20 protein-coding genes are annotated in these 24896 nt (G+C 66.5%); 6 read left to right on the plus strand and 14 right to left on the minus strand.

Annotation, left to right across the window (positions count from 1 at the left end; genetic code table 11):
* Positions 1-10: 10 nt before the first annotated feature.
* The 10 genes from prmA to BM125_RS20225 form a co-directional block, all read right to left on the minus strand.
* Positions 11-910 (minus strand): 50S ribosomal protein L11 methyltransferase, encoded by a 900-nt coding sequence (gene prmA / locus BM125_RS10935; protein ID WP_092407875.1) that lies wholly within the window; start codon positions 908-910, stop codon positions 11-13.
* Between the two features lie 137 nt (positions 911-1047).
* Complete coding sequence (gene accC, locus BM125_RS10940; protein WP_092407877.1) at positions 1048-2415, minus strand: acetyl-CoA carboxylase biotin carboxylase subunit; 1368 nt, start codon at positions 2413-2415, stop codon at positions 1048-1050.
* The gene (locus BM125_RS10945) at positions 2409-2780 is read right to left on the minus strand and encodes a four helix bundle protein (RefSeq protein ID WP_342741298.1); all 372 of its coding nucleotides are present in this window, start codon (positions 2778-2780) and stop codon (positions 2409-2411) included. The genes accC and BM125_RS10945 overlap by 7 nt, the downstream gene beginning before the upstream one ends.
* A 77-nt stretch (positions 2781-2857) precedes the next feature.
* On the minus strand, positions 2858-3337 hold the full coding sequence (accB, locus tag BM125_RS10950; protein WP_092407881.1) for an acetyl-CoA carboxylase biotin carboxyl carrier protein: 480 nt from the start codon (positions 3335-3337) through the stop codon (positions 2858-2860).
* Positions 3338-3397: 60 nt separating this feature from the next.
* Positions 3398-3841, minus strand: a complete 444-nt coding sequence (aroQ, locus tag BM125_RS10955) for a type II 3-dehydroquinate dehydratase (RefSeq protein WP_092407883.1) — start codon at positions 3839-3841, stop codon at positions 3398-3400.
* Between the two features lie 199 nt (positions 3842-4040).
* Positions 4041-5081, minus strand: coding sequence for an NAD(P)-dependent alcohol dehydrogenase (locus BM125_RS10960; RefSeq protein WP_092407885.1), 1041 nt, complete (start codon positions 5079-5081; stop codon positions 4041-4043).
* Between the two features lie 133 nt (positions 5082-5214).
* On the minus strand, positions 5215-5775 hold the full coding sequence (locus BM125_RS10965) for a TlpA family protein disulfide reductase (protein WP_092407887.1): 561 nt from the start codon (positions 5773-5775) through the stop codon (positions 5215-5217).
* 53 nt (positions 5776-5828) lie between these two features.
* Positions 5829-8054, minus strand: coding sequence for a protein-disulfide reductase DsbD family protein (locus BM125_RS10970; protein WP_092407889.1), 2226 nt, complete (start codon positions 8052-8054; stop codon positions 5829-5831).
* Between the two features lie 56 nt (positions 8055-8110).
* A complete protein-coding gene (gene cutA, locus BM125_RS10975) occupies positions 8111-8431 on the minus strand; it encodes a divalent-cation tolerance protein CutA (protein ID WP_092407891.1) in 321 nt (106 codons plus the stop codon).
* A gap of 248 nt (positions 8432-8679) precedes the next feature.
* On the minus strand, positions 8680-10932 hold the full coding sequence (locus BM125_RS20225; protein WP_175498027.1) for an endonuclease: 2253 nt from the start codon (positions 10930-10932) through the stop codon (positions 8680-8682).
* 361 nt (positions 10933-11293) lie between these two features.
* On the opposite strand from BM125_RS20225, the gene groES reads away from it, so the two are divergent.
* The 3 genes from groES to BM125_RS10995 all read left to right on the plus strand — a co-directional run bounded on the left by groES (position 11294) and on the right by BM125_RS10995 (position 14242).
* Entirely contained in the window at positions 11294-11581 is a 288-nt protein-coding gene (gene groES / locus BM125_RS10985) for a co-chaperone GroES (RefSeq protein ID WP_092407893.1), read from the plus strand.
* 137 nt (positions 11582-11718) lie between these two features.
* Positions 11719-13374 carry a chaperonin GroEL gene (gene groL, locus BM125_RS10990; protein ID WP_092407895.1) on the plus strand — a complete coding sequence of 552 codons (1656 nt, stop codon included), beginning with the start codon at positions 11719-11721 and terminating at the stop codon, positions 13372-13374.
* 304 nt (positions 13375-13678) lie between these two features.
* Positions 13679-14242, plus strand: a complete 564-nt coding sequence (locus BM125_RS10995; RefSeq protein WP_092407897.1) for a type 1 glutamine amidotransferase domain-containing protein — start codon at positions 13679-13681, stop codon at positions 14240-14242.
* A gap of 58 nt (positions 14243-14300) precedes the next feature.
* On the opposite strand, the gene BM125_RS11000 is transcribed toward BM125_RS10995, so the two are convergent.
* Positions 14301-16010: a VWA domain-containing protein gene (locus tag BM125_RS11000; protein WP_092407899.1), complete on the minus strand. Its 1710-nt coding sequence runs from the start codon at positions 16008-16010 to the stop codon at positions 14301-14303.
* Positions 16011-16169: 159 nt separating this feature from the next.
* Positions 16170-16670: a flavodoxin family protein gene (locus tag BM125_RS11005; protein ID WP_092407901.1), complete on the minus strand. Its 501-nt coding sequence runs from the start codon at positions 16668-16670 to the stop codon at positions 16170-16172.
* Between the two features lie 347 nt (positions 16671-17017).
* Here BM125_RS11005 and BM125_RS11010 point away from each other — a divergent pair, with 347 nt between their 5' ends.
* A complete protein-coding gene (locus BM125_RS11010; protein WP_175498028.1) occupies positions 17018-17569 on the plus strand; it encodes an ECF-type sigma factor in 552 nt (183 codons plus the stop codon).
* Between the two features lie 4 nt (positions 17570-17573).
* Positions 17574-20495, plus strand: a complete 2922-nt coding sequence (locus tag BM125_RS11015) for a serine/threonine-protein kinase (RefSeq protein WP_092407905.1) — start codon at positions 17574-17576, stop codon at positions 20493-20495.
* 37 nt (positions 20496-20532) lie between these two features.
* Here BM125_RS11015 and BM125_RS11020 read toward each other — a convergent pair whose 3' ends face one another.
* A complete protein-coding gene (locus tag BM125_RS11020) occupies positions 20533-21006 on the minus strand; it encodes a hypothetical protein (protein WP_092407907.1) in 474 nt (157 codons plus the stop codon).
* A 212-nt stretch (positions 21007-21218) separates the two neighbouring features.
* Between BM125_RS11020 and BM125_RS11025 the strand changes: the two genes are divergently transcribed.
* The gene (locus BM125_RS11025; protein ID WP_092407909.1) at positions 21219-22808 is read left to right on the plus strand and encodes a flavin monoamine oxidase family protein; all 1590 of its coding nucleotides are present in this window, start codon (positions 21219-21221) and stop codon (positions 22806-22808) included.
* A gap of 240 nt (positions 22809-23048) precedes the next feature.
* On the opposite strand, the gene BM125_RS11030 is transcribed toward BM125_RS11025, so the two are convergent.
* The gene (locus tag BM125_RS11030; RefSeq protein ID WP_175498029.1) at positions 23049-24851 is read right to left on the minus strand and encodes an LTA synthase family protein; all 1803 of its coding nucleotides are present in this window, start codon (positions 24849-24851) and stop codon (positions 23049-23051) included.
* Positions 24852-24896: the final 45 nt, after the last annotated feature.

Here is a 24896-nt window from a genome sequence, read left to right on the forward strand (position 1 = left end):
CGCGCTTCGCTCAGCGCCGGCGCCGACCCTCGATGCGGACCCAGTCCTCGCGAATGCTGACTTTGAGGTCCTCGAACCATTCCGCATAGCGCTCCAGCAGTTCGGGTTCCTGACCCTTGAGGATGCCGGACAGGGCCATGCGGCCCGCGGGCCTGACCCGGTCGGCGAAGCGTGGTGCGAGTTCATGCAGCGGTCCGGCCAGGATGTTGGCGACGAGGTAATCGGCAGGCGTGCCGGGTTCGGCGTCGGGCAGGAACAGCGCGAGCCGATCACCGACGCCGTTGCGCCGGGCATTGTCGCGGCTGGCCTCGAGTGCCTGCGGATCGTTGTCGACAGCGATGACGTTGCGGGCGCCGAGCAGGGCCGCGGCGATGGCCAGCACGCCCGAGCCGCAGCCGTAATCGATCACGCTGGCACCGTCGAGGTCCGCGGCGTCGAGCCACTCCAGGCACAGGGCCGTGGTCGGGTGGGTGCCGGTACCGAAGGCCAGGCCCGGATCAAGGCGGACCACGATCGCATCGCCATCGGCCGGCGGTTCGACATTCCACGGATAGATCCAGAGACGCCTGCCGAACTGCATCGGCCGGAACTGATCCATCCAGGCCCGGGTCCAGTCCTGGTCGGCGACGTCGCGAAACTGGATCTGGTCCGGTTCGAGTTCCGGCAGCAATTCGCCGAGTACGTGGATCAGTCCGCTGCGATCGGTGCCGGCTTCGAACAGCGCGGACAGGACCACCTGCGACCAAAGGGGTGTCTCGCCCACGGCGGGTTCGAGGATGGCTTGCTCGTCGCTGGTGTCGGCATCGGCATCGAGCAGGGTCACCGACAGGGCGCCGACATCCTCGAGCGCAGCCTCGACGCTTTCCTGCTGGTCCGAGCGAAGGGTCAGGGAGAGTTCAAGCCAGCTCATTGCGGGAAGGGATCTCGGTCTGGAAGGAGCAGGGCGCGGTGATACGCGCACCGGCATGGTTGGGCCACTGGACAATCACTGCGGGCGACAGGTCCGCGGAGCGCCCACGAATGCGCAGCTCTGCGGGCCCCGGCGCATCAACTCAGGCCGATCGATTTTTCCTTCGCTTCGGCCATGCGCTTTTCAAGGTAATGGATGTTCATGCCGCCGGCCTGGAAGCCGCGATCGGCCATGATCCGCATCTGCAGGGGCAGGTTGGTCTTGACCCCTTCGATGACCACTTCGGCGAGCGCATTGCGCATCCGCGCGACTGCGGTGGCGCGGTCGCGTCCGTGCACGATCAGCTTGCCGATCATCGAATCGTAGTTCGGCGGGATGCGATAGCCGTCGTAAATGTGCGTGTCGGTGCGCACGCCGGGACCGCCGGCGGCGTGGAAGCGCTTGACCGTGCCCGGGCTCGGCATGAAGGTGTCCGGATCCTCCGCATTGATGCGGCATTCGATGGCGTGCCCGGTGATGCGGATGTCCTGCTGGCGCAGCGTCAGCTTTTCGCCGGCGGCGATCAGCAGCTGTTCGCGGATCAGGTCGACGCCGGTGATCATCTCGGTCACCGGGTGCTCGACCTGGATGCGCGTGTTCATCTCGATGAAGTAGAAGCGGCCATCCTCGTAGAGGAATTCGAAGGTGCCGGCGCCACGATAGTTGATGCGCAGGCAAGCCTCGACGCAAACCTTGCCGATGGCCTGGCGCTGTTCCTCGGTGATGCCGGGGGCCGGCGCCTCCTCGACCACCTTCTGGTGGCGGCGCTGCATCGAGCAGTCGCGTTCGCCGAGGTGGATCGCGCTGCCCTGGCCGTCGGCCAGCACCTGGATCTCGACGTGGCGCGGATTCTCGAGGAATTTCTCCATGTAGACCTGGTCGTTGCCGAATGCGGCCTTGGCTTCGGTCTTGGTCATCGAGATCGCATTGCCGAGGTGCGCTTCGGTGTGCACCACGCGCATGCCGCGCCCGCCGCCACCGCCGGCCGCCTTGATGATGACCGGATAGCCGATGTCGCGCGCGATGCGCGAGTTCTCGGCCATGTCATCGCCGAGCGGGCCGCCCGAACCGGGTACGCAGGGCACGCCGGCCTCCTTCATCGCGCGGATCGCCTCGACCTTGTCGCCCATCAGGCGGATCGTCTCGGCGCGCGGACCGATGAAGATGAAACCGGACTGCTCGACGCGCTCGGCGAAATCGGCGTTCTCGGAGAGAAAGCCGTAACCGGGATGGATCGCCTGGGCATCGGTGACTTCGGCGGCGGCGATGATCGCCGGCACGTTGAGGTAACTCTCCGAAGCCGGCGCCGGGCCGATGCAGACCGATTCGTCGGCCATGCCGACATGCTTGAGATTGCGATCGACCGTCGAATGCACGGCCACGGTCTTGATGCCGAGCACATGGCAGGCCCGCAGGATGCGCAACGCGATTTCGCCGCGATTGGCGATGACGACTTTGTCTAGCATGGGGGCGGGGATTCGGGATTCGGGATTTGGGATTCGGAAAGGCGCGCGTCGATCGGACGCTTCTCCAGCGCGTGCATCAATGCATTCATGCGGGCAAATGTCCTGTGCAGGAGTTCTTGTGTTGCTGCGGAGGGGGTAGCAAATCCAAGACGGAGTGCGATGTTGAGTTGGGTGTCGAGTTCGGAGAGGGAGCCGCGCGCGATGGCAAGGAATCGAAGGTAGTCGGGGGTCGACCGCCGAGCTGCGCCCTCAGCGATGTTGGAGGGAATACTGACTGCAGCGCGACGCATTTGACTGACGAGCCCGAATCTCTCGGCCTCTGGAAAGGAGCCCGTCATCTGATAGACGGCAACTACCAGCGACATGGAGTCTTGCCAGACGTCCAGCCGTTCATGAGGTCGCATTTGCGAATCCCGAATCACGAATCCCGAATCCCCGCCCTTCAGCCAATCACAAACAAAGGCTCATCGAATTCGACTGGATGGCCGCTTTCGGCGAGCACGGCGAGGACGGTGCCGGATACTTCGGCTTCGATCTGGTTGAACATCTTCATGGCTTCGATGATGCCGAGGGTATCTCCGGCCTTGACCTTCTGGCCGACGCTGACGAATGGCGGTGCGTCCGGGTTCGCCGACGCATAGAAGGTACCGACCATTGGCGAGCGCACGGTGGTGCCGGGCGGCAGGTCCTTCGACGGCGAAGAGGCCGCTGCTTCCGGTGCGCTGGGCGCCGGACTCGCCGCGACCGGCGCCGCGGCCTGCACGGCGGCCGGACCGGCCGACGGCGGCGCCGTGCAGGTCGGCGCCATGTTCTTCGGATACCGCGACAGGCGGACGATTTCCTCGCCCTCCTTGATCTCGAGTTCGGCGAGGTTCGATTCCTCGAGCAGATCGATGAGCTTCTTGATCTTGCGCAAATCCATGGGTGTCACCTGTGCTGTGGACCGGGGCCACGCGGGACCCGGGCCGGTGGGAATCCGTAGTCAGTTCGTGGCGAGCCGGCGCAGGATGAATTCGAGCGCCATGCGGTAGCTGTCGGCGCCGAAGCCGGCGACGACGCCGTGTGCGATATCGGAGAAATACGAGTGCTGGCGAAACGCCTCGCGCGCGTGCACGTTGGACAGGTGCACCTCGACGAAGGGAATCGCCACGGCCGCCAGCGCATCGCGCAGGGCCACGCTGGTGTGCGTGTAGCCGCCCGGATTGATCGCGATCCAGGCGATCCCCTCTTCGCGCGCCTGCTGTACGCGGTCGATCAGGGCATGCTCGGCGTTGGACTGGAACGTGGCCAGTTGCTGCCCGGCCGCCTCGGCCAGGCCGACCAGGGAGGCATCGATATCGGCCAGCGTGGCATACCCGTAGACCTCCGGCTCGCGCGTGCCGAGCAGGTTGAGGTTGGGTCCATGCAGGACGAGGATCTTGGCCAAGAACGCCCCCGGAACGGCCGCCGATCGGCCGGTTCAAACAGCGCCGTAGTGTCATCGAACCGGCCGGTTCTGTCCAGTTCGGCGACGTTGGGCGAAATTCGAGGTCGCGAACGAGTCTGCAGGTGCGCTGCAGGGGCGGGCCCGAGCCCCCCTGTCGGATTCCTGTCCCCGGGATCGGCTCCTGGCGCCCGGCGTCCCGTCAGAACGTGGCGCAGTCGATGACGAAGCGGTAGCGCACGTCGCCCTTGATCATGCGTTCGTAGGCTTCGTTGATCTTCTCGACCGGGATCAGCTCGATGTCCGAGGCGACGCCGTGTTCGGCGCAGAAGTCGAGCATTTCCTGGGTTTCGCGGATGCCGCCGATCAGCGAGCCGGCCAGGCGCCGGCGGCCCATGATCAGCGGACCGGCCGAGAGCGGGACCGGCTGGTCGGGCAGGCCGACCAGGATCATCGTGCCGTCGCGGCGCAGCAGGCCGAGGTAGGCGTTGTAGTCGTGCGGCGCGGACACGGTGTCGAGGACGAAGTCGAAGGAGCCGGCCCGGGTCTTGAACACGGTCGGGTCCGAGGTCGCGGCAAAATCATCGGCGCCGAGCGCGAGCGCATCGTCGCGCTTCGACGGCGAGGTGCTCAGCACGGTGACCCTGGCGCCCATCGCGCGGGCGATCTTGACGGCCATGTGGCCGAGGCCGCCGAGGCCGACCACGGCGACCGAGTCGCCGGCCTCGACCCCGTAATGGCGCATCGGCGAGTAGACCGTGATGCCGGCGCAGAGCAGCGGCGCGGCGCGATCGAGCGGGATGCTTGGCGGGATGCGCAGCACGTAGTTCTCGTCGGCGACGATGCGTGTCGAATAGCCGCCATGGGTCGGCGTGCGCGTGCCGCGTTCGAAGCTGTTGTAGGTGCCGGTCATGCCTTTCTGGCAATACTGTTCCTCGCCCTCGCGGCAGGACGCGCATTCGCGGCACGAATCGACGAAACAGCCGACCCCGACCGTGTCGCCGACCTTGTATTTCGTCACCGCATCGCCGACTGCGCTGACCTCACCGACGATCTCGTGGCCGGGCACCATCGGGAAGATGCCGCCGCCCCATTCGGCGCGGGCCTGGTGGATGTCGGAATGGCAGACGCCGCAGTAGCGGATGTCGATCTGCACGTCGTGCGGCTTCGGCGCGCGGCGTTCGATGGTCCAGGGAGCCAGTGGAGCTTTGGCAGTGGCGGCGGCGTAGGCGGGAGTCGACATGGCGGGAAGTCCTGTGACGATGGCGTGCAAGGGAGCTGAGGAAGGCCGGGTCGGGCGCCGCAAGCGGCGGAGCCGAGCATGGCCGGCATGTGCGGATCAGGGGAACAGGCGCTGCGCTTCGAGCGACGCCTGCCTACAGGTACGGTGCAATCCAGTCATCGAGCGCCTGTTCGCTGAAGTTGCCCATGCGCGTCGCCAGGATACGGCCGTCGCGGCCGATCAGCGCCGTGTACGGCAGCACGCTCTGGGTATTGCCCAGTGTCAGCGACACATCGGGCGGCTCGTCCGGGGAATTGATCAGGATCGGATAGGACACGGGGTTCTGCTCGAGGAACGCGAGCGCCACTGGCGCCTCCTCGGCGGCCACGCCGATCACTTCGACGCCGCGCGCCGCGTAGCGCGTGCGGGCGCGGTCGAGCATCGGCATTTCCTCGCGGCAGGGTCCGCACCAGCTGGCCCAGAAATTGAGCACGACGAGCCTGCCGTTCCACTCCGACAGGCTGCGCGGCTTGCCGTCGCGATCCGGCAGGCGGATGGCACCGGCAGCGTCGCCGATCGCCAGCGCCGCACTGTGCGTGCTCGGCATGGCCGGCAGCGGGGCCGGCGCCGGGCGCAGCAGGGCGCTCAGCCCGAGGCCGAGGCCGGCGCTGGCCATGGCCAGCAGGATGATCAGCAGGTTGGTTCGATTGAACATGCGCGAGCGGGCTCAGTACCGGGATTGCAGGGGCACGGGAACGTCGGTGCCGGTCAGGGCGATGGGGTGGCCAGGGCAGCCTCGACGGCGCTTTCGGTGAGAACCGTCGGCAGCACCGTGCCGTTGCCCTCGCTGCCGTGGAAGACCACGTACAACGGTACACCGACCGCGCCGTGCTGTTGCAGGAAGGCGGTGATCTCGGGGTCGACGTTGGTCCAGTCGCCCTTCATGTAGACGGCATTGGCACGGCTCAGCGCGGCTTCGAAGTTCGTCGTGCCGAGCACGCGCTTTTCGTTGGCCTTGCAGGTCACGCACCAGTCGGCGGTCATGTTGACGAACACCGTGCGGCCTTCGGTGCGCAGCGCGGCGAGCTTGTCCGCGGAATAGGCGATCGCGGTTTCCGATGCATCGAGGGCCTTCGACGGCGGTTCGATGCGCGTGATCATCCAGACCGGCACCAGCGATGCGAGCAGCAGGATCACCGCCATCACGCGCGAGGCGATTCCACCCTTCCAGCGCCCACGCTCCATCGACCACAGGGCCAGGGCCAGGATCACCGCGCCGAACAGGACGAGACCGATCGCATCGACGCCGCGTTGCTTGCCGAGCACCCAGACCAGCCAGACGCCGGTCAGGTACATCGGATAGGCCAGCACCTGCTTGAGCGTCTCCATCCATGCGCCCGGCTTCGGCAGGCGCGAGGCCAGCGCCGGCACGAAGCCGACCAGCAGGAACGGCAGGGCCAGGCCGAGGCCGAGGGCGAGGAAGATCAGCAGGGCGACGATCGAGGAGGAGGCGAAGGCGAAGGCCAGGGCCGGACCCATGAACGGTGCCGTGCATGGGCTGGCGACCACGCAGGCGAGGACGCCGGTGAAGAAGTCGCCGGCCGGCCCCGAGCGCGAGGCGAGGCCCTGGCCGGTACCGGCCAGGCTGGCGCCGATCGTGAACACGCCCGACAGGCTCAGGCCCACCGCCAGCAGCACGTAAACGAGGATCGCGACGAAGGCCGGCTGCTGCAGCTGGAAGCCCCAGCCCAGGGCCTGACCGGCGGCACGCAGGGCGATCACGAGCAGGCCGATCGCGGCGAACGAGGTCAGTACGCCGGTGGTGTACCAGAGCGCGTGGCTGCGGGCCTTGTGCAGGCTCTCGCCACTCTGGGCCAGGCCGATGACCTTGAACGAGAGCACCGGCAGCACGCACGGCATCAGGTTGAGGATGATGCCGCCGAGCAGGGCGAACAGCAGCGCGGCGACGATGCCGATCGCGGTCGCCTTCGGCGGCTGGGTGCGCAGTGCGTTGTCGGCCAGGCCACCGGTTGCGGCCTCGGCGGCCGGCGCCGGCGCGGCGACGAAGGTCTTCGCCGCATCGGCAAGCTGGTCGGCGCTGGCCGCTTCGAGATCGACCGATACCGTGCGCTGCATGACCGGATAGCAGATGCCGTTTTCCTTGCAGCCCTGGTACTCGCCGAGCAGCTGGATGGTCTGGGCCTGTCCGTCCGGACGTTTCAGGGCGATCGGCAGCTCGACCTGGTTGTAGTAGACGACGACCGTGCCGAAGTGCTCGTCGGTGTGGTCGACGCCGGGTGGCCACTGCGGCGCGCCGAGTTCGACGCCGCTGGCATCGGCCACCTGCACGCTGCTCTTGTCGCGATAGAGGTAATAGCCCTTCGGCATGGTCCAGCGGGCCAGGATCTCGGTCGGGCTCATCTCGATCGCCTCGAACACGAAGGCCTGCTCGGGTGGCAACGCTTCCTCTTCATCGAGCGGGTTGAGCGCGCCGCCGAGGACGCTGCCGGCCGCCAGCTTCTCGGCCAGTGCGCTCGGCGCGCCAGCCGTGTCCGCGACCGGTTCGGTCAGCGAGAGCCGGGTCGGATGCGGCGGGTAGCAGATCTTCGGGTCGATCTCGTGGCAACCCTGCACGGTGACCGTGAGTTCGACCGGGCCGCCACCCGCATCGGTCCGGCGGTAGGGCAGCCTGGCTTCGATCGCGTCGTGGTAGATCTCGACGTCACCGAAGAACTCGTCGTGCTTTTCGAGACCCTTGGGCAGATCCAGCGCGCCGAGCTCGAGTCCGGCCTGGCTGGTCTTGGCGTTGATCCGGCCCTTGTACAGGTAGTAGTCCTTCGCGATCTGCCAATGCAGGGCGATCTGGCCCGGGGCGACGATTTCGGCATTCAGCACGTAGGCCTGTTCGACCGGCAGCAGGCCGTCCTGTTCCTGGGCGTGCGCGGCAGTGGCGAAAGCGAGCAGGGCCAGGGCACTGGCGAGGAAGTAACGCATCAAGGGACGGCTCCGGTGGCTGGGGCGATGCGGTCGCTGGCGAGGCAGGCAGCGCATCAGGACGTGCCGACCTGGTGCGCGACCCATTCTGCGTACGGCGCATGGGCAACGCTGACATCGACCGCAATTATCTCGGGCAGTTCATACGGATGCAGTTCGAGCAGGCGCGCGGCCAGGGCCGGATACCCTTCGGCGGTGGTCTTGATCAGCATCAGCACCTCCTCGTCGGTATGCGTCTCGCCGCGCCAGCGGAAGGTCGAGCGTATGCCCGGCAGCACCGACACGCAGGCGGCCAGGCGTTCCTCGACCAGGGTCCTGGCGATGGCCGCGGCGCTGCCGTCGGCGGCGCAGCTGCAATGTACGATCAGTACGGACATGTCGGTAGCCGGTCCGGGAAGGCAAGTTGCATTGTAGGAGCGTCTTCAGGCGCGATGCTCTCTACGAGCTATCCAAAAGCATTGCGCCTGAAGGCGCTCCTGCAACCTCAACAGCGCAGCTTACCGCGCATCAGACAAATCCCGCATACAGGAACGCCCCGCACGCAAGGAACCAACCGGCAAGCCGCGGAATTCCTTTCACCGGCCATGGGTCGGAGTGCGCTGCGCGAACCCCGACTGAAATTCCATCAATGCATGGTAGGCGGAGCCGCCGTATCGAATCCGTTGACGAAAATCAGGTCATTGCCCAGCGGTTCGCAGGTGGCCGGATTCGAGGACTGGAACAGGGCTTGGGTCGCCCATTCGGGATGGTCGATGAACGGGTTGCGGTTGCCCTGGAAGGTCTGGATCACGTCGTTGCGGGCAAGTTCTTCGGCATCCGGCGGATCGGCCGCGTGCCAGGCCAGCAGGTCGCTGAGCAGGCCCATGTAGGCCGGCACGTTGTAATTCGAGCTGCCGACGATCAGCGAGCGATTGTCGGTCAGTTCGAGGTTCGGCTCGGCCTGGCCGCTGGTCGGGTCGGTGCCGCCCTCGTAGCGGATCGCCATGTACATGACCGCACGCGCGACGTCGCCCTTGCGATGGTTCCAGGTCTCGAAGGTGTTGTTGTTGACCCAGTTCGAGTTGCCCGGATAGACGCCGCTGCCGCCGCCGAAGCCGAAGTTGGCCTCGGTCGTGCGCTCGCCGCAGCTGGCCGCGACCGGACAGTTGCCGTAGGGACTGTTGCCGCGGTCGGCGTTCCATTGCGTATCGGACAGATACAGCATGTGGGTGTCCGTATAGGGCGCATTCGGCAGGCCGAGGTTGCCGGTCTGGCTCGGGAAGCCGAGCGAGTTCGGCCAGGTGTGCTCGCGGTTGTAGGTGACGCCGCTGCCGGTGCCGGCGCGATCGCTGATCGCCGTGTACAGGCGGTTCTTGTAGACGTCGAGGATCTGGTTCGGATTGCCCGGTGCGGCCTGTGCCGTCTCGAGGATCGTCCAGGTGTTCGTGCCCGACCCGCTGTACGGATAGGCGGTATGGCCGCGGATGGTCAGGTGCAGCGTGCAGCGCAATTGTTCGGCGCTGCTCGTATTGACCTGGCCGTAATAGCCGCTGGTCGAGCCATCGCCGACCGTGAAATGCACGGCCAGCGACTGCTCCATGGCGATATCGCCGGCGTTGCGCACGTGCTCGGCGATGATCGTGAACGTGCACTGGCCATTGGCCGGCAGCAGGCTGTCCGGGGTCAGCGTGCGCTGGGCGCCGCTGCCGCTCTCGGCGAGGCCGATCGGGGCGCTGTCGCAGGCCAACTCGAACGCGCCCGGCGTGGTCGTGACCGCTTCGCTGAAGCTGACCCGCACGTCACTGGCCAGCGGCACGTGGGTCGCGTTGTCGGCGGGTTGGGTCGAGATCACGCTCGGTGCGGGCAGGCTGCCGGGATCGAAGGTGGTGAACTCGACCACCGTGTCGGCGGCCATCGCATCGGGCGTGCCGTCCTGGTCGAGGACGCCCGTGGCGAGGATCGTCCAGGTGCAGACCTCGTTCGCGGCAAAGCCCGGAGACGGGGTCAGCGTGTAGCTGGTTGGACCGCCCGTCTGTGTTGCCGTGTGCGAACCGGAATCGGCGCAACTGATCGAGTACCACGGTTCCGTCACCGTCACCGCTTCGCTGAAGCTCACCACCAGGGTCGAGGCCAGCGGCACGTCGACGGCATTGTTCCCCGGCGTCGTCGAAAGCACGGTTGGCGGCACGTCGGCTGGCGGGTCGCCGGCCACGCTGAAACCGATGTCGTCGATGGCCAGGCCGTCATCGGCGCCGCTGGCATTGGTGTCGACCCAGCGCACCCAGAGGCTCGCGCCGGCAGCGAGGTTGATGCCGGTGATCGAATCGCTTCTCTCGCTCCGGTTCGCGGCCAGGTTCCCGTCCAGGGCCCCGGTCGAACCGGTCGTCGTCGGTGAGCTGAAGTCGAGCGTCGACACCGGAACCCAGGTTGCTGCGGCGTCGGTGAGCGAGGTCGCGTCGAGGCTGTACTGGAACAAGAGGGTGTCACTGCGGCCGGTTGTACCCAGTCGCCACTGCTCGCCGGTGTAGGAAACCGCAATCTCGCCGAGGGCGATGCCCGTGTCGTTGCGCAGCTGCGCACCGATCGTCGGCGTCACCGAGCCCGACAGCAGCGAACCGAAGGCGCGCTCATTGTTGCCGTTGGCGCCGAAGCTGTAGGTGTCACCGGAGTTGACCGCGCCATTGCTGGCCGTGTAGCTCGTATTGGCGTTGCTGCCCGATTCGGCCAGGTACCAGCCATCGGGCAGGGTCGAACTGGAGCCGGTGACGGCCAACGTATCGAAGTCCTGCACGGGCGCGGTGCCGCCGACCAGCGGCACGAACTGGGCCAGCGCGGCCGGCGCCAGCGCAAACAGGAAAAGCGAAGCCAGGACGCGCGTGGCGCCAGAACGTGGATGCATCGGAAAACCCCAGGAACAGCGCGTCATGCGACGCCAAGCCGCTCACTTTAGCCGGGAGCTTGTGACAAAAGGAAGTCGCTGTCCTCGCTCCGCGGCCCGCGTCGGCGGCTCGATGCCGGATCGGGAGCCGCGACCTTGCCCGGACGGATCCCGGGACCAGGGCTTGCCTGCCGCTTCACCGTTCCTGGCCGGCCCATTGAAACGGTTCAGCCCAGCCCCATGTTCCGGGCACGCCAACGCGCGGCCAACGCCTGAGGACTTCCGCAGGCGTTTTCTCGCGAGTAGAATTGGCACTCGTTCGGGCAGAGTGCTAACAGCCCGACATAAATTCAATTTAATCAACCCGTTAAAGGAATCCACCATGGCACTTCGTCCGCTACACGATCGCGTCATCCTCAAGCGTCTGGAAGAAGAGAAGGTTTCGGCAGGGGGCATCGTGATCCCGGATTCGGCCGCCGAGAAGCCGATCCGCGGCCAGGTCATCGCCGCCGGCACCGGTAAGATCCTCGAAGACGGCAAGGTCCGTCCGATCGCGGTCAAGGTCGGCGACAAGGTCCTGTTCGGCAAGTACTCGGGCACCGAGGTCAAGGTCGACGGCGAGGAACTGCTGGTCATGCGCGAAGAAGACATCATCGCTGTGATTGAGTAAGAGCCGGGATTCGAGATTCGGGATTCGGGATTCGCAAAGGCGTCAACAGCCCGCGAGCCCCACTTCCTCGGAATCTCTCCCGCCTCTGTTTCAAACCAATCCCCAATCCCCAATCCCGAATCCCGGAGTTTCACGAAATGGCTGCCAAAGAAATCCGTTTTTCCGAAGATGCCCGCGCTCGCATGCTGCGTGGCGTCAACACCCTGGCCAATGCGGTCAAGGCCACGCTTGGCCCGAAGGGCCGCAACGTCGTGCTCGAGAAGAGCTTCGGCGCGCCGACCATCACCAAGGACGGCGTCTCCGTCGCCAAGGAAATCGAGCTGGCTGACAAGTTCGAGAACATGGGCGCGCAGATGGTCAAGGAAGTCGCTTCCAAGACCTCCGACGTCGCCGGTGACGGCACCACGACCGCGACCGTTCTGGCCCAGGCGCTGATCCGCGACGGCATGAAGGCCGTTGCCGCCGGCATGAACCCGATGGACCTCAAGCGCGGCATCGACAAGGCCGTGATCGCCGCCGTCGAAGAGCTCAAGAAGCTCAGCAAGCCGTCCGCCGATTCCAAGTCGATCGCCCAGGTCGGCACGATCTCGGCCAACGGCGACGAGCCGATCGGCAAGCTCATCGCCGAGGCGATGGACAAGGTCGGCAAGGAAGGCGTGATCACGGTCGAGGAAGGTTCCGGTCTCGATAATGAACTCGACATCGTCGAGGGCATGCAGTTCGATCGCGGTTACCTGAGCCCGTACTTCATCAACAACCAGGCTTCGCAGCAGGTCGAGCTCGAAGAGCCGCACATCCTGCTGTATGACAAGAAGATCTCCAACGTGCGCGAGCTGCTGCCGATCCTCGAAGGCGTCGCCAAGGCCGGCAAGCCGCTGCTGATCGTCGCCGAGGAAGTCGAAGGCGAAGCGCTGGCGACCCTGGTCGTCAACACGATCCGCGGCATCGTCAAGGTTGCCGCGGTCAAGGCGCCGGGCTTCGGCGATCGTCGCAAGGCGATGCTCGAGGACATGGCCATCCTGACCGGCGGCCAGGTCATCTCCGAGGAAGTCGGCCTGCAGCTCGAGAAGGCCACCTTGAAGGACCTCGGCAAGGCCAAGAAGGTCGTCATCACCAAGGAAAACACCACCATCATCGACGGCGCCGGCGAAGCCGCCTCGATCCAGTCGCGAATCAAGCAGATCAAGGCGCAGATCGAAGAGACCTCTTCGGACTACGACCGCGAGAAGCTGCAGGAGCGCGTGGCCAAGCTCGCTGGCGGCGTTGCCGTCATCAAGGTTGGCGCGGCGACCGAAGTCGAGATGAAGGAAAAGAAGGCGCGCGTCGAAGACGCCCTGCACGCCACGCGTGCGGCGGTCGAGGAAGGCGTGGTCCCGGGCGGTGGCGTGGCCCTGATCCGCGCGCTGTCGGCCCTGAGCAAGCTCAAGGGTGACAACGAGGACCAGACCCACGGCATGCAGATCGCCAAGCGCGCGATGGAAGCGCCGCTGCGCGAGATCGTCACCAATGCCGGCGAAGAGCCGAGCGTGATCCTCAACAAGGTCGCCGAAGGCAAGGGCAACTACGGCTACAACGCCGCCAGCGGCGAATACGGCGACATGGTCGAACTCGGCATCCTCGATCCGACCAAGGTCACCCGCACCGCGCTGCAGAACGCGGCGTCGATCGCCGGCCTCATGATCACGACCGAAGCCATGGTCGCCGAAGCGCCGAAGAAGGAAGAAGCGCACAACCACGGTGGCGGCGGCGGTGGCATGGGCGGCATGGGTGGCATGGGCGGCATGGATTTCTAAGAAGATTGGCCCCTCTCCCCGCGGGAGAGGGTGTCGCGAAGCGACGGGTGAGGGTTCGGCACTTGCCGAATGCCCGTCGTATCGAGGAAGTGCTGTTCGACAAGAAGCCCCGCAGCAATGCGGGGCTTTTTCTTTTGCTGAACGTGCGATGCAGACGCAAACGCCTGCGACGCCGATGCGTTGCTGAATCTCGTGTTATGTCGGCGAGCAGGTGTTGGCGCAGGTTAAAGGCCGCTCGGCTAGTCTCCTTGCATCGCGGTGCCGTGCGCACCGCGGATCCGTTTCCAACCAAGGAGGACATGCCATGAACACGAAGATCCAGGGCAAGAAGGTCGCCATCCTCGCCACCCACGGCTTCGAGGAAAGCGAGTTGACCAGTCCGCGCGACGCGCTCAAGGAGGCCGGTGCAACGGTCGAGATCGTATCGCCGGAATCCGGCGAGCTGCAGGCGTTCCGGCACCTCGAAAAAGGCGTCAAGGTCTCTGTCGACAAGCCATTAACCGGGGCGAAGGCGGAAGACTATGACGCGATCGTGCTGCCGGGCGGCCTGTTCAATCCCGACCAGTTGCGCGTGAATGCCGACGCGCTGAAATTCGTCCAGGCCTTCGTCAAGGCCGGCAAGCCGGTCGCGGCGATCTGCCATGGACCGTGGATCCTCGCCGACGCCGGCGCATTGAAGGGCCGCAAGGTCACGTCGGTTCCGACCATCCGCAAGGACATCGAGAATGCCGGTGCGAGCTGGGTCGACGAGGCCGTCGTGGTCGACAACGGCATCGTCACGAGCCGCACGCCAAAGGATCTCGATGCCTTCAACGCGAAGCTGATCGAGGAGATCGCTGAAGGCCGGCACGAGCGTCGCGCGGCCTGATCCTGATTTGTACCCTGTCGCTGAAAAACGGCCGGGGCTTGCCCCGGCCGTTTTGCACTCAGCGCACGCTCACCGCCTGGCGGGTAATCGCGGTGTTGTCGACGACGAAGACGATGTCGTAGTCGCCGGCATCATCCGGTGCGCGCAGTGCTACGGTGTCGCCTTCCAGGGGCACGTCGGCGTAATTGAGATAGTCGAGCGTGTCGCGTTTGACGAAGCCAATCCAGTGACTGTTGTGGCGCGGACCCTGGAAGCGCACGGTTACCTCCTGGCGCGGTGAAAGGCTGGCTGGTGCATCGAGCTTGGCGACGGCGGGCGTGATCGTGACCGGCTGCGAAGCGACGACCTTTTCGCGTTCGTTGAGGACGTAGCGCAATTCGTAGTCGCCCGCCTCGGTCGGCGCCATCAGCGTCGCCTCGGTCGTCGCGCCCTGCGGACGCACGTAATCGCGATAGCTGCCGGCATCGCTGCCGGCCGGGGCGAAGCCGATCCAGTGGCCCGAGCCCTCGGGGCCACTGGCCTTGATCCTGACCGTATCGCCGGCCATCGCGGTCGCCGGACCGCTGACGCTGGCCGCGCTGGCGACGACCTTGATCGCACGAGTCGCGATGATTCGCTCGCGCTCGTTGAGCACGTAGCGCAACTCATATTCGCCCGGTTCGGACGGCGGCATCAATTCAATCTCGCTGACCGCGCCGGTCGGACGCGCGTACTCCAGGTAGGCCGTGATCGGACTGCCCTTTGGCGCGAAACCGACCCAGTGGTTCTTGCCGACCGGACCGCGGGCCGTGATCTTGACCTTGCTGCCGGTCGGCACCGTCTCGGGGGCCTCGATGCTGGCTTCGGCATCGCCGACCTCGAGCACGACGCGGGCGAGTACGCTGGGCTTGCGGATCGGGCTGACATAGCGCAGCTCGACCGGGCCGGCCTCGGCCGGCGCGCGCAGGGTCACGCTGCCCTTGCCGTTGCCCTTGGTCTTCAGGCCAACCGTTTCGTAATCAAGATAGGCGCCGTCTTCCGAGCCGACCGGGGCGAAGGTCACGTAGTCGCCGCGGTCCTCGGGGCCGGTCCAGGCCACTTGCACCTCGTTGGTGATCGTCAGCGCGCCCTGGGCGGCCACCGTGGCCGAAGCCGGCGCGGGTGGCGGTTCGGTGCTGACGCTGACCGCGCCTTCGATCGCGGCGCCGAGTTCGTCGGCGTTGCGGGCGTTGAAGTAGCGACCGCCGGTATTCTCGGCCAGGCAGCGCAGTTGCGCCTGGTGCTTCGGATCGCTGACATCGAAGCCGACCACATGCGCGGTGAAATCGACGCCGCTCTTCTCGAGTTCAGCGCCGACGGCGCAGGGATCGAGGTTGCAGGTTTCCTCGCCGTCGGAGACGAGGATCACGGTGGCCTTGCGTTCGCTCGAGCGCAGGGTTTCCGCGGCATGCCTGACTGCCGCCGAGAGCGGCGTCATGCCTTTGGCATTGAGGCCGTTGACCGTGGCCAGGAAGGCGTTGCGATCGAGCGGGCCCGGTTCGATCAGGGTCTCGATATCGTTGCAATCGCCCTTGCGCCGGTGCCCGTAGGCGACCAGGCCCAGTGCATTCTCCGATTTCCAGTCGCCGAGCACCTCGGCCACTGTCTCGCGGGCGATCTCGACCTTGGTCTTGCCATTGATCTGGCCCCACATCGAGCCCGACGCATCGAGCACGAGCATCATGTTCTCGCCGGCCATCGACGAGGTCGCGAAAAACAGACTGAACAGCAATGGCAACGCAAAGCGCATGGGCTTCTCCCTTCCGGATCAGCCCGCATCATAGGAGCTGACGCGCGGAATCGGAACGTTGTACTTCACGCGTGGCTTGTGCACCGGTTCACATTCGGTGTCATTGTTCCAGCGCCGACCTCGTCGGCTGCTGACAGCGGACGCGTGGGCGCAGCAATTCTAGAAAATGCCGAGGGCGAGGCCTTCGGCGAGCAGGCTACCGAGTTCGCGCGCGCGGGCGAGGTCGGCATCGGGCAGGTGTTTCACGGCGAGGATCGCCTCGCGCGTCTGCGCCGCGGTGTTGATGATGATGGCAGGGGCGACCCGACGCAGGCGCAGGCCGGTGGCGATGCGGTCGATCTGGCGAGTCGCGCCCTCGCCGTCGGACCCCGCACAGACGATCGAGGCATAGGCCTTGCCGTTGCAGCGCTCGAGCAGGTCGTAATAGCTACGGTCGAAGAATTCCTTCATCGCGCCGGACAGGCCGGCCAGGTTCTCGGGCGCGGCGAACACCAGGGCGTCCGCGGCCAGCACGTCGCTCGTCGAGGCCACCTCGGCACGCAGCGCGACGATATGAATCGCGGGATTCGGGGCGACAGCAGCGAGCACGGCGTCGACCATCTGCCCGGTCGCGCCGGTACGGCTGTGCCAGACGATCAGGAGGCGCTTTCCGGATGTCATGGGCCGATTCCGTCAGTGCCGCCGACCGACCACGAGGCAAGGCCTTGCCACTCGGGTCATGGCCTGGCCCCCGATCGTTCCGGATCTCGTGGATGTCGACATCGCCATCGAAACTCCCTTGCCCCGGTACAGCCTAACTGCTCATGCGCCTCCCCGCCTCCATGTCCGCATCGCGGGCAACCGAATCCTGGCCGATCCCGCCGCGAAAAGTCGCGACAGCGGCCCGCCTCGGGGCTATTCTCGCTTCGGCAATCAGACTTGCGGACGATCGCCGATTTGGCGAGCGATCCTGGATCGATCGAAGCCGCTGTCGGCGGTTGCGCAGAGGGCGCGGACGAGGGGATGGCGTGGCGGAAATCACCGAACTGATCGGCAAGGCGCGCGGCGGCGACCGGCAGGCTTCCGAACGCCTGTTTGCGACGCTCTATGACGAACTGCGGCGACTCGCCGCCGGCCAGTTGCGGGGCGACCCGGGCATGCGGGCGACCTCGCTCGTGCACGAGGCCTACCTGAAGCTGGCCCATCACGGTGCGCTCGAGGTCAATGACCGCGGTCACTATTTCGCCGTGGCCGCGCGCATCATGCGCCAGATCGTCATCGACCATGTGCGTTCGCGCGCCGCCTTGCGCCGTGGCGGCAACGTGCAGATCGCACCGCTGACCACGACTGCGCTGCAGGCGGTCGCGCAGGATCGCGACGAAGAGGTCCTGGCCCTGGACGCTGCGCTCGGCAGCCTGGCCGAAATCGATCCGCAACTCGCGGGCCTTGTCGAAATGCGTTTCTACGCCGGGCTCGAGCTTGGCGAAATCGCCGAGGTGCAGGAGCGGTCGGAGCGTTCGCTCAAGCGCGACTGGCGTCGGGCGCGCGCCTTCCTGCAAAGGCATCTGACCGCGGAGTAGGCCCATGAGCACGGCAACCGAACGCTGGGCCGAGGTGGCTGCCCTGTTTGATGAACTGGCCGAGCTCGAGCACGCGGTGCGCGCGCAGCGGCTGGCCGCCCTGGACGAGAGCGATCCGGCGCTTGCGGCCGAGGTGCGCGCACTGCTGGCGGCCGACGATACGCCGAATCCGTTGCTCGATGGCGAGCTGGCCGGTGTCGTCGTCGGCATCCCGGGTGTCGAGTCGCCTGCCTCGGCGCCTGCCGGCAAGACCGGTCCATGGCGACTGCTGCGTCCGCTCGGCGAGGGCGGCATGGGCGTGGTCTGGCTGGCCGAGCGCATCGATGGTGCCTACGAGCAGCAGGTTGCGGTCAAGGTGCTCAAGCGTGGCATGGACACGCAGGCGATCCTGCGGCGCTTTCTGCAGGAACGTCGCATTCTTGCCCGCCTTAACCACCCCAACATCGTGCGCCTGGTCGACGGCGGCATGGGCGAGGATGAACGCCCGTACTACGTCATGGACTATGTCGACGGCCAATCGATCACGCGCCACGCCGCCGACCATCACCTCGATGTCAGCGCCCGCATGCGCCTGCTGGCGAGGGTCGCCGATGCAGTCGCCTATGCCCACGCGCAGCTCGTCATTCACCGCGACCTGAAGCCTTCGAACGTGCTGGTCGATCATCAGGGTGAGCCGAGGGTGCTCGATTTCGGCATCGCCAAGCTGATCGAGGAGAGTGGCGAGCAGACCCAGACCGGAACCGGCCTGCGCGTGATGTCGCCGGCCTACGCGGCGCCCGAGCAGATCCTCGGCGAACCGATCGGCACGGCGACCGACGTCTACGCGCTCGGCCTCATGCTGTGCGAACTGCTGGTCGGGCAGCTGCCGCGCCAGCGGCGCGGCAGCACGCCTGCGCAACTCGCGCTCGAAGCGAGCCAGGAGGTCACGGATCGAGCGAGCACGCTGGCAGCGCGATTGACCGGCGCCCAGCTGCAGGCCCTCTATGGCGAGACGGCCGATCCGCGGCAACTGTCCCGAATGTTGTCCGGCGATCTCGACCTGATCGTCGCCACGGCGCTGCAGCGCGAACCGGCGCGGCGTTATGCGACGGCTGCCGCCTTCGCCGACGACCTGCGTCGCTGGCTCGATGGCCGGCCGATAGCCGCGCGCGCGGATTCGCCCGGTTATCGACTGAAGAAGTTCATGCGCAGGCATCGGCTCGGCGTCGCCGCGTCGGTCATCGTCGCCTTTTCGCTGATCGGCGGGCTCGGCGTGGCGCTCTGGCAGGCCCAACTCGCGCGCGCCGAAGCGCAGCGTGCGGACCTCGAGCGCGGCAAGGCGGAACGCCAACTGGCCCGCAGCGAACGGGTCAAGGATTTCATCCTGACCCTGTTCCGCGAGCAGGATCCGATCAGCCGCGCCAGTGCAACCGCGAGAACGCCGGTTGCATTGATCCGCGACGGCATTGCCCAGATCGACAGCAGCCTCGCCGGCGAGCCCGAATTGCGGGCGCAACTGCTCAAGGATCTCGGTGAAATCCAGATCAGCCTCGACGATCGCGAAGCGGCCCGCGCGACCCTCAAGCGCGCCTGGGAGCTGCAATCATCGCTCAGCGGCGCGGACAGCATCGCCACCGCCGAGGTTCTTGCCGCCTACGGCGACGCGGTCTACGCAGTCGGCGATGTACCGGCCTCGGCCGCCCTGCTGCGCGATGCGCTGACCAAACTGCGTCAGGCTGGTGCCGGGAACCTGCCGCGCGCGGCACTCGCGGAGTCCTCGCTGGCCAACATCGAGCTGGTCGAGGGCAGCAATGCGGAAGCCGAGAAGCTCGCTCGCCACGGCGTCGAGGTCTTTCGCGAGACCTACGGAGCGGAGGATATTCGCGTTGCCAGCCGGCTCGGCGTGCTCGGCAAGGTGCAGCAGGAGGCGGGCAATTATCCGGATGCGTTGGCGAGCTACCGCGAGGCGCTTGCGATCGTTGCCCGCAACAACGGCGAAGACCACGTGCGCACGGCCATGCTGCGCACCAATGTAGGCGACATCCTGCGCGTCCAGCACAAGTACGATGAAGCGCGCGTCGAATACGAAACCGCGCTGCGCATCGAGCGCGCCCAGCTGCCGGACGATCATCTCTTCGTGGGTGGCACGCTGTTGCGGCTGGGCGACCTGCAGCGCCGCATGGGAAACCTGGAGGCAGCCGAAGCTTCGTTCGCGGAATCGATCGCGATCCTCGGCAAGACTCCTTCCGGACAATACGCGCAGGCCCTGCAGACCTACGGCACGCTGGCCCGGGCCCAGGGCCGTTTCGAACTCGCCGCGCAGCGCTATCGGAAATCGTTCGAGGCATTCCAGGCTGCGACCGGTGACAGCGTCTACACGTGGATCACGGCCTTGCTGGAGGTCAGCGCGCTGACCGCCGCCGAAAGATTTGTCGAAGCCGACCGACTCGGAGCGGATGCGCTCGCGGCGCTCGCGCGCGTATCGCCCGATGACAGGTACAACAACACGTTTGCGGCTTCGGTCGTGGGTTCCCTGCGCCTGGCCGAGTCCCGCTTTGACGATGCCACCCCGTTGCTGCGGCGTGCCCTCGAAGGGGTGCAGGCGATCTATGACAAGGATCATGCTGAAATTGCCCAGGCACGCGTTGCGCTGGCGGCTGCACTGCTGGGCCAACAGGAATCCGCCTTGCGTGGCGAGGCGGCGGCGCTGATCGAGACGGCCATCGAAACCCTGACCCGCGCCGGGGATGCCGGCAGCGAGCCGATGCTCGGTGCGGCCTATCTCGAACGCAGCCGCTTCCACGAGCAAGGCGGCAACCTCGATGCAGCCCGCGCCGACGTCGTAGCGGCCATGGCACGGCTACGCACACCCGAGTACGCGCCGAAACTGCGCCAGGCCGAGGCGCTGGCGCGCAAACTCGGTGCGCCCGTCGGCGGCAGGGCCTGAATCAGGCGTCGCGGCTTCGAGGCGACCTGCGGTCGCGTCATTCCGGTTTCGAGAAGTCCCTGGCCAGCGCCGCATCGAATTCGACTGCGGTGCTCGCCCCGGAACCGCTGAGCTTGAACGTGCCGGCGACGCGCTCGGCGCTGTCGACGCTGAGCTTGAGCGCATCGCCGCCGGCGCTGCTGCTGTACTGGACCGGGGCGACGTGGGCCCACCAGTCGACCGTGCCGTTGTCACCGATCTCGATCTGCAGTCCATCGCTGGACGACAGCATCGCGCAACGCATGTCCGGGCAGGCGTCGATGGCGGCAGCCTGGTCGTCCGCGGTGAATACGATGCTGCGCACCGTCTTCGTCTCGTCGAAGCGATCGGGGCCGCTGACGTAGTAGGCGTGGGTCAGGCGGACCACGAGGGCATCGTCGGGGCCCTCGACACGCAAGGAGCCCCTGGCTGTGGACAGTCCCGCTGCAATCGCGGAAGGCGCGATCAGGGCGGAAGTGACGGACAGCAGCATGGTGCAACGGATGATTCGGCATGACCTACGCATGTGTGGCTCCAGCGGACAAGGGAAGTTGGGTCGGTAGGCCGACCGCCTGCTTGAAGCAACGGCTTGGGGCAGCTCCAGGGGCCATCCGTCGCCGGGAACGCAATACGGGTGCCATCGGCGCGGTTTCGCGCTAGGCTCGGCGCCGGCCGCGCTCGGCGGCCTCGATCCGGGGAGGGGTCATGGCTCGCACGGCATTGGTCGACCTGCTGCGCCGCGCTGCGGCGATTTCCGCCATTGCGCGGCAATCGGGCGAATCGCTGGACGAGGCGATTGCCCGCGACATCGAACTGCGTACGAATGCATCGCGTCGGCGCTTCCTGCGCCAGTCGGTGGCCGCCTCGGCCGCCTTGATGGTGGCGGCCTGCGCACCGACACGGATGATCGCGGGTTCGGGCGGTGACGACGAGGTAGTCGTCGTTGGCGCCGGCGTGGCCGGACTGACCTGCGCCTGGCGTCTGCGCCAGGCCGGGGTGAAGGTTCGTCTCTACGAAGCGCAGGAACGCGTCGGCGGACGCATGTTCAGCCTGCGCAACCACTTTGCCGATGGCCAGGTCTGCGAACTTGGCGGCGAGTTGATCGACACCGGGCATGCGCGAATCCGCGCGCTCGCCGCCGAATTCGGGCTCGTACTCGATGACCTGTCCGAGGATCCAACCCATGCCTATGGCGATATCTGGTTCGCCGACGGACGGCGTTACAGCGAAGCCGAAATCCTGCGCGCCTTTGCGCCGCTGGCCGAGGCGATCCGGCGCGATGCGGATTCGTTGCCCGATGAGGAGATCACCTATGCGACGCCGGGTGGCTGCGAGGCGCTCGATCGCGAATCGATGACGCAGTGGCTCGATCGCAACGGGGCCTCGGGCTGGCTGCGCCGATTGATCGAAGTGGCCTACACGACCGAAATGGGCCTCGAATGCGAGGAGCAGTCGGCACTCAATTTCCTGACCTTCATCGATCCGGGCACCGAGGCCTTCAGGATCTTCGGTGAGAGCGACGAACGCTTCCATGTGCGCGGCGGCAATGATTCGATCGTGCGCGCGCTCGGCGCGAAGCTCGACGATGCAATCCAGACCGGTTGCGTGCTCGAGGCCATGCGGCAATCGGCGGATGGCCGCTACACGCTCAGTTTCAAGCGCGGCGACGGCGCCTTCGACGCGACCGCATCACGGGTCGTGCTCGCCCTGCCGTTCACGACCCTGCGCCGCGTGCGCATCGATGTCGACCTGCCGGTGGCCAAGTGTCGTGCCATCGACGAACTCGGTTACGGCACCAATGCCAAACTCATGATCGGCTTCAGCGAACGCGTCTGGCGCACGCGCCACGCCAGCGGCGGCGCGACCTACAGCGATCTGCCGTATCAAACCACCTGGGAAACCAGCCGCATGCAGGCCGGCAACGCGGGCATCCTGACCAACTTCGTCGGCGGCGTGCACGGTGTCGAGATCGGCCAGGGCACGCCGAAGCAGCAGGCCGATCGCACCGCCGTCGAGCTCGATGCGGTTTTTCCGGGTATCAGCGCGGCGCGCGCCGGCATGCGCGAAGCACGCATGCATTGGCCGACGTTTCCATGGACGCTCGGCAGCTATGCCTGCTTCCGGCCGGGCCAGTGGACGACGATTCGGGGGGCCATCGGGGAGCCCGTCGGCAACCTGCATTTCGCCGGCGAGCACTGCGCGTTCGACAACCAGGGCTTCATGGAGGGGGGTGTCGAGACCGGTGAATGGGTGGCTCAGGCCCTGCTCGGCAGGCACGCGAACCAGGCTGCCTGAGCGGCCCCCTCTGCGACGCACTTGGGTCCTTGCTGCCCCCGGTCACGCCCGCTTGCCAGGGCGGTCCCGAGCGGACTCCGGTCTCCGCCGGCCCCCTTGTCGAGGGTCGGGCAGGGTCGACCTGCGTTCATGTTGCGGTGCGGCGTGGCAAATGTCGAAAAACCATTAGTATTGCGTTATCACGTGTTAAGGCTCGTGGGGAGGGAGAACCCGCCGTGGCAGCAATGCCCGGCGGGTTTTTTATGGCGCGATCGCCGTATCCCAATCGCCAACCGGCCCATTCAGCGCACCATCGATCAGCGGCTCGAGTTCGCCACGGAATCGCAATTGGCCGAGTGCGCGCAGATTCGATGGTAGCGGCTCCGACAGCGCCGCAAACTGCTTGGGCATCGAATCGCGCAACGCGCCGAGGGTCGTGAAATAGCGATCGCCGCTGATGCCGGCCGTCTCGAGCAGGATGCTCGGCAGCAGCCACGAGGTCGTGTCCATCTGCGGCATCCGCGCCAGCGAACGTCCATTGTCGAGCAGCAGCCACGGCACCGGCTGGGCCTTCGGTCCCTTGCCGTCGGCGAAACCGATTTCCTGGTAGACCGGCGGCAGCGCCGGCAGGTGGTCGCCGTAGAACAGCAGCAGGGTGCGCCGGTTGCGCTTCTGCAGGGCATCGGCGAGCCGGCCCAGTTCGTGGTCGGCGTCCTCGAGCAGGTACAGATAATTGCGCATCCAGTATTCGCCGCCCTCGTCGAGGCCGGGCGGCGTTTTCAGGGCGGCCATGCGCTTGGCATCGAGACCCGGTCTCCAGTCGAACGGGCCGTGGTTTTCCATGGTCACCGCGAAGATCAGCTGCGGCGGTCCGTCCTGGTCGAGCTGGGACAGGACACGGTCGGTGAGGGCGGCATCGCCGGTGAACAGGCCGACGATCGATTCCTTGGAGAATTCGCGCCCGTCGACGAACGTGTCGAAACCGATCTGGCGGTAGGCCTGGTTGCGGTTCCAGAACACGCCGCTGTTGGGGTGGATCGCGGTGGTCCGGTAGCCCTGGCGCGACAGGGTGCGCACGATGCCCGGAATCGGCTTGTCGGCGATTTCGAAATACGGGTACTGGACGCCCGGGAAGAATTCGAGGGCGAGTCCGGTGAGCACCTCGAACTCGGTACGGATGGTGCCGCCGGCATAGGTCGGCACCTTCATGTTGCCGGACAGGCCGCGCTTGGCCAGGCGATGGAAATTCGGCAGATAGGTATTCGCAGGCGCGCCGCGCAGGCGCACCGGATCGAACAGCGACTCGCTCTGCACGATGACGATGTCGGGCTGGATTCCGCTCGGCATGGCCAGCGACGAGGCATTCGGCAGCAGGCGCGCGCGCAGGGCCTCGGCGTTCTCGGTCAGCAGATCGGCGGCAGCGGCGCGGTCGGGATGCAGTTCCTGGCGCTTGGCCAGTTCCCAGTTGTAGAGGACGAGATTGCCGACCATGCCGGCCTTCTTCGCGCTGTCGACGACCGACCACGGCTCGAATTGCAGGCGGTCGGCGCTGTAGGCCGCGCGCATTGGTGCCCAGCCCTGGAGCAGGCCGACGCCAAGCGCGATCACGGCCAGTCCGGTCGCCGCCCGCGTCCAGCCGCGCATCGCCGGCCATGGTGCCTCACGGCACAGGCCGATGGTTACGGCGACCAGGCCGAGCGCCACGGCGATTGGCAGAAGGCTCGCGCCGAGATAGTGGCTGAACAGCGGCCAGGCCGAGCCAAGCTCTTCGAGAAAGTGGAAATCGCCCGGCAGCAGCGGCATCTCGAGCTGCTCGAGCTTGATCGCGTTCGCTGCATACGTGGCAACCAGCAGCAGCATGCCGAGCCAGCTCGACAGAACAACCCGGCGGGTCAGCGCGCAGAGCGCGAGCACGATCAGCACGAACGGCAGGATGTTGAGCGCGATCAATTCCCAGGACGGCTGCACCGGGCCCAGCCACGGCCAGGCCAGGGCCGGATCGAGCCAGCTGGCGGCGACCGAGAAGATGACTACCACCAGGAGCAACCAGATGATCGGCAGCAAGGGTCTGCTCGACGCAGAGGGACGGGCGGATGCGTTCATCGAACT

Source organism: Dokdonella immobilis (genome assembly GCF_900115085.1).
Lineage (GTDB): Bacteria > Pseudomonadota > Gammaproteobacteria > Xanthomonadales > Rhodanobacteraceae > Dokdonella > Dokdonella immobilis.

Bases quoted from the DNA above. Each gene is read 5' to 3' on its own strand.
- prmA (WP_092407875.1), bottom strand. From the start codon at position 910: ATGAGCTGGCTTGAACTCTCCCTGACCCTTCGCTCGGACCAGCAGGAA.
- accC (WP_092407877.1), bottom strand. From the start codon at position 2,415: ATGCTAGACAAAGTCGTCATCGCCAATCGCGGCGAAATCGCGTTGCGC.
- BM125_RS10945 (WP_342741298.1), bottom strand. From the start codon at position 2,780: ATGTCGCTGGTAGTTGCCGTCTATCAGATGACGGGCTCCTTTCCAGAG.
- accB (WP_092407881.1), bottom strand. From the start codon at position 3,337: ATGGATTTGCGCAAGATCAAGAAGCTCATCGATCTGCTCGAGGAATCG.
- BM125_RS10960 (WP_092407885.1), bottom strand. From the start codon at position 5,081: ATGTCGACTCCCGCCTACGCCGCCGCCACTGCCAAAGCTCCACTGGCT.
- BM125_RS10965 (WP_092407887.1), bottom strand. From the start codon at position 5,775: ATGTTCAATCGAACCAACCTGCTGATCATCCTGCTGGCCATGGCCAGC.
- BM125_RS10970 (WP_092407889.1), bottom strand. From the start codon at position 8,054: ATGCGTTACTTCCTCGCCAGTGCCCTGGCCCTGCTCGCTTTCGCCACT.
- cutA (WP_092407891.1), bottom strand. From the start codon at position 8,431: ATGTCCGTACTGATCGTACATTGCAGCTGCGCCGCCGACGGCAGCGCC.
- BM125_RS20225 (WP_175498027.1), bottom strand. From the start codon at position 10,932: ATGCATCCACGTTCTGGCGCCACGCGCGTCCTGGCTTCGCTTTTCCTG.
- groES (WP_092407893.1), top strand. From the start codon at position 11,294: ATGGCACTTCGTCCGCTACACGATCGCGTCATCCTCAAGCGTCTGGAA.
- groL (WP_092407895.1), top strand. From the start codon at position 11,719: ATGGCTGCCAAAGAAATCCGTTTTTCCGAAGATGCCCGCGCTCGCATG.
- BM125_RS10995 (WP_092407897.1), top strand. From the start codon at position 13,679: ATGAACACGAAGATCCAGGGCAAGAAGGTCGCCATCCTCGCCACCCAC.
- BM125_RS11000 (WP_092407899.1), bottom strand. From the start codon at position 16,010: ATGCGCTTTGCGTTGCCATTGCTGTTCAGTCTGTTTTTCGCGACCTCG.
- BM125_RS11005 (WP_092407901.1), bottom strand. From the start codon at position 16,670: ATGACATCCGGAAAGCGCCTCCTGATCGTCTGGCACAGCCGTACCGGC.
- BM125_RS11015 (WP_092407905.1), top strand. From the start codon at position 17,574: ATGAGCACGGCAACCGAACGCTGGGCCGAGGTGGCTGCCCTGTTTGAT.
- BM125_RS11020 (WP_092407907.1), bottom strand. From the start codon at position 21,006: ATGCTGCTGTCCGTCACTTCCGCCCTGATCGCGCCTTCCGCGATTGCA.
- BM125_RS11025 (WP_092407909.1), top strand. From the start codon at position 21,219: ATGGCTCGCACGGCATTGGTCGACCTGCTGCGCCGCGCTGCGGCGATT.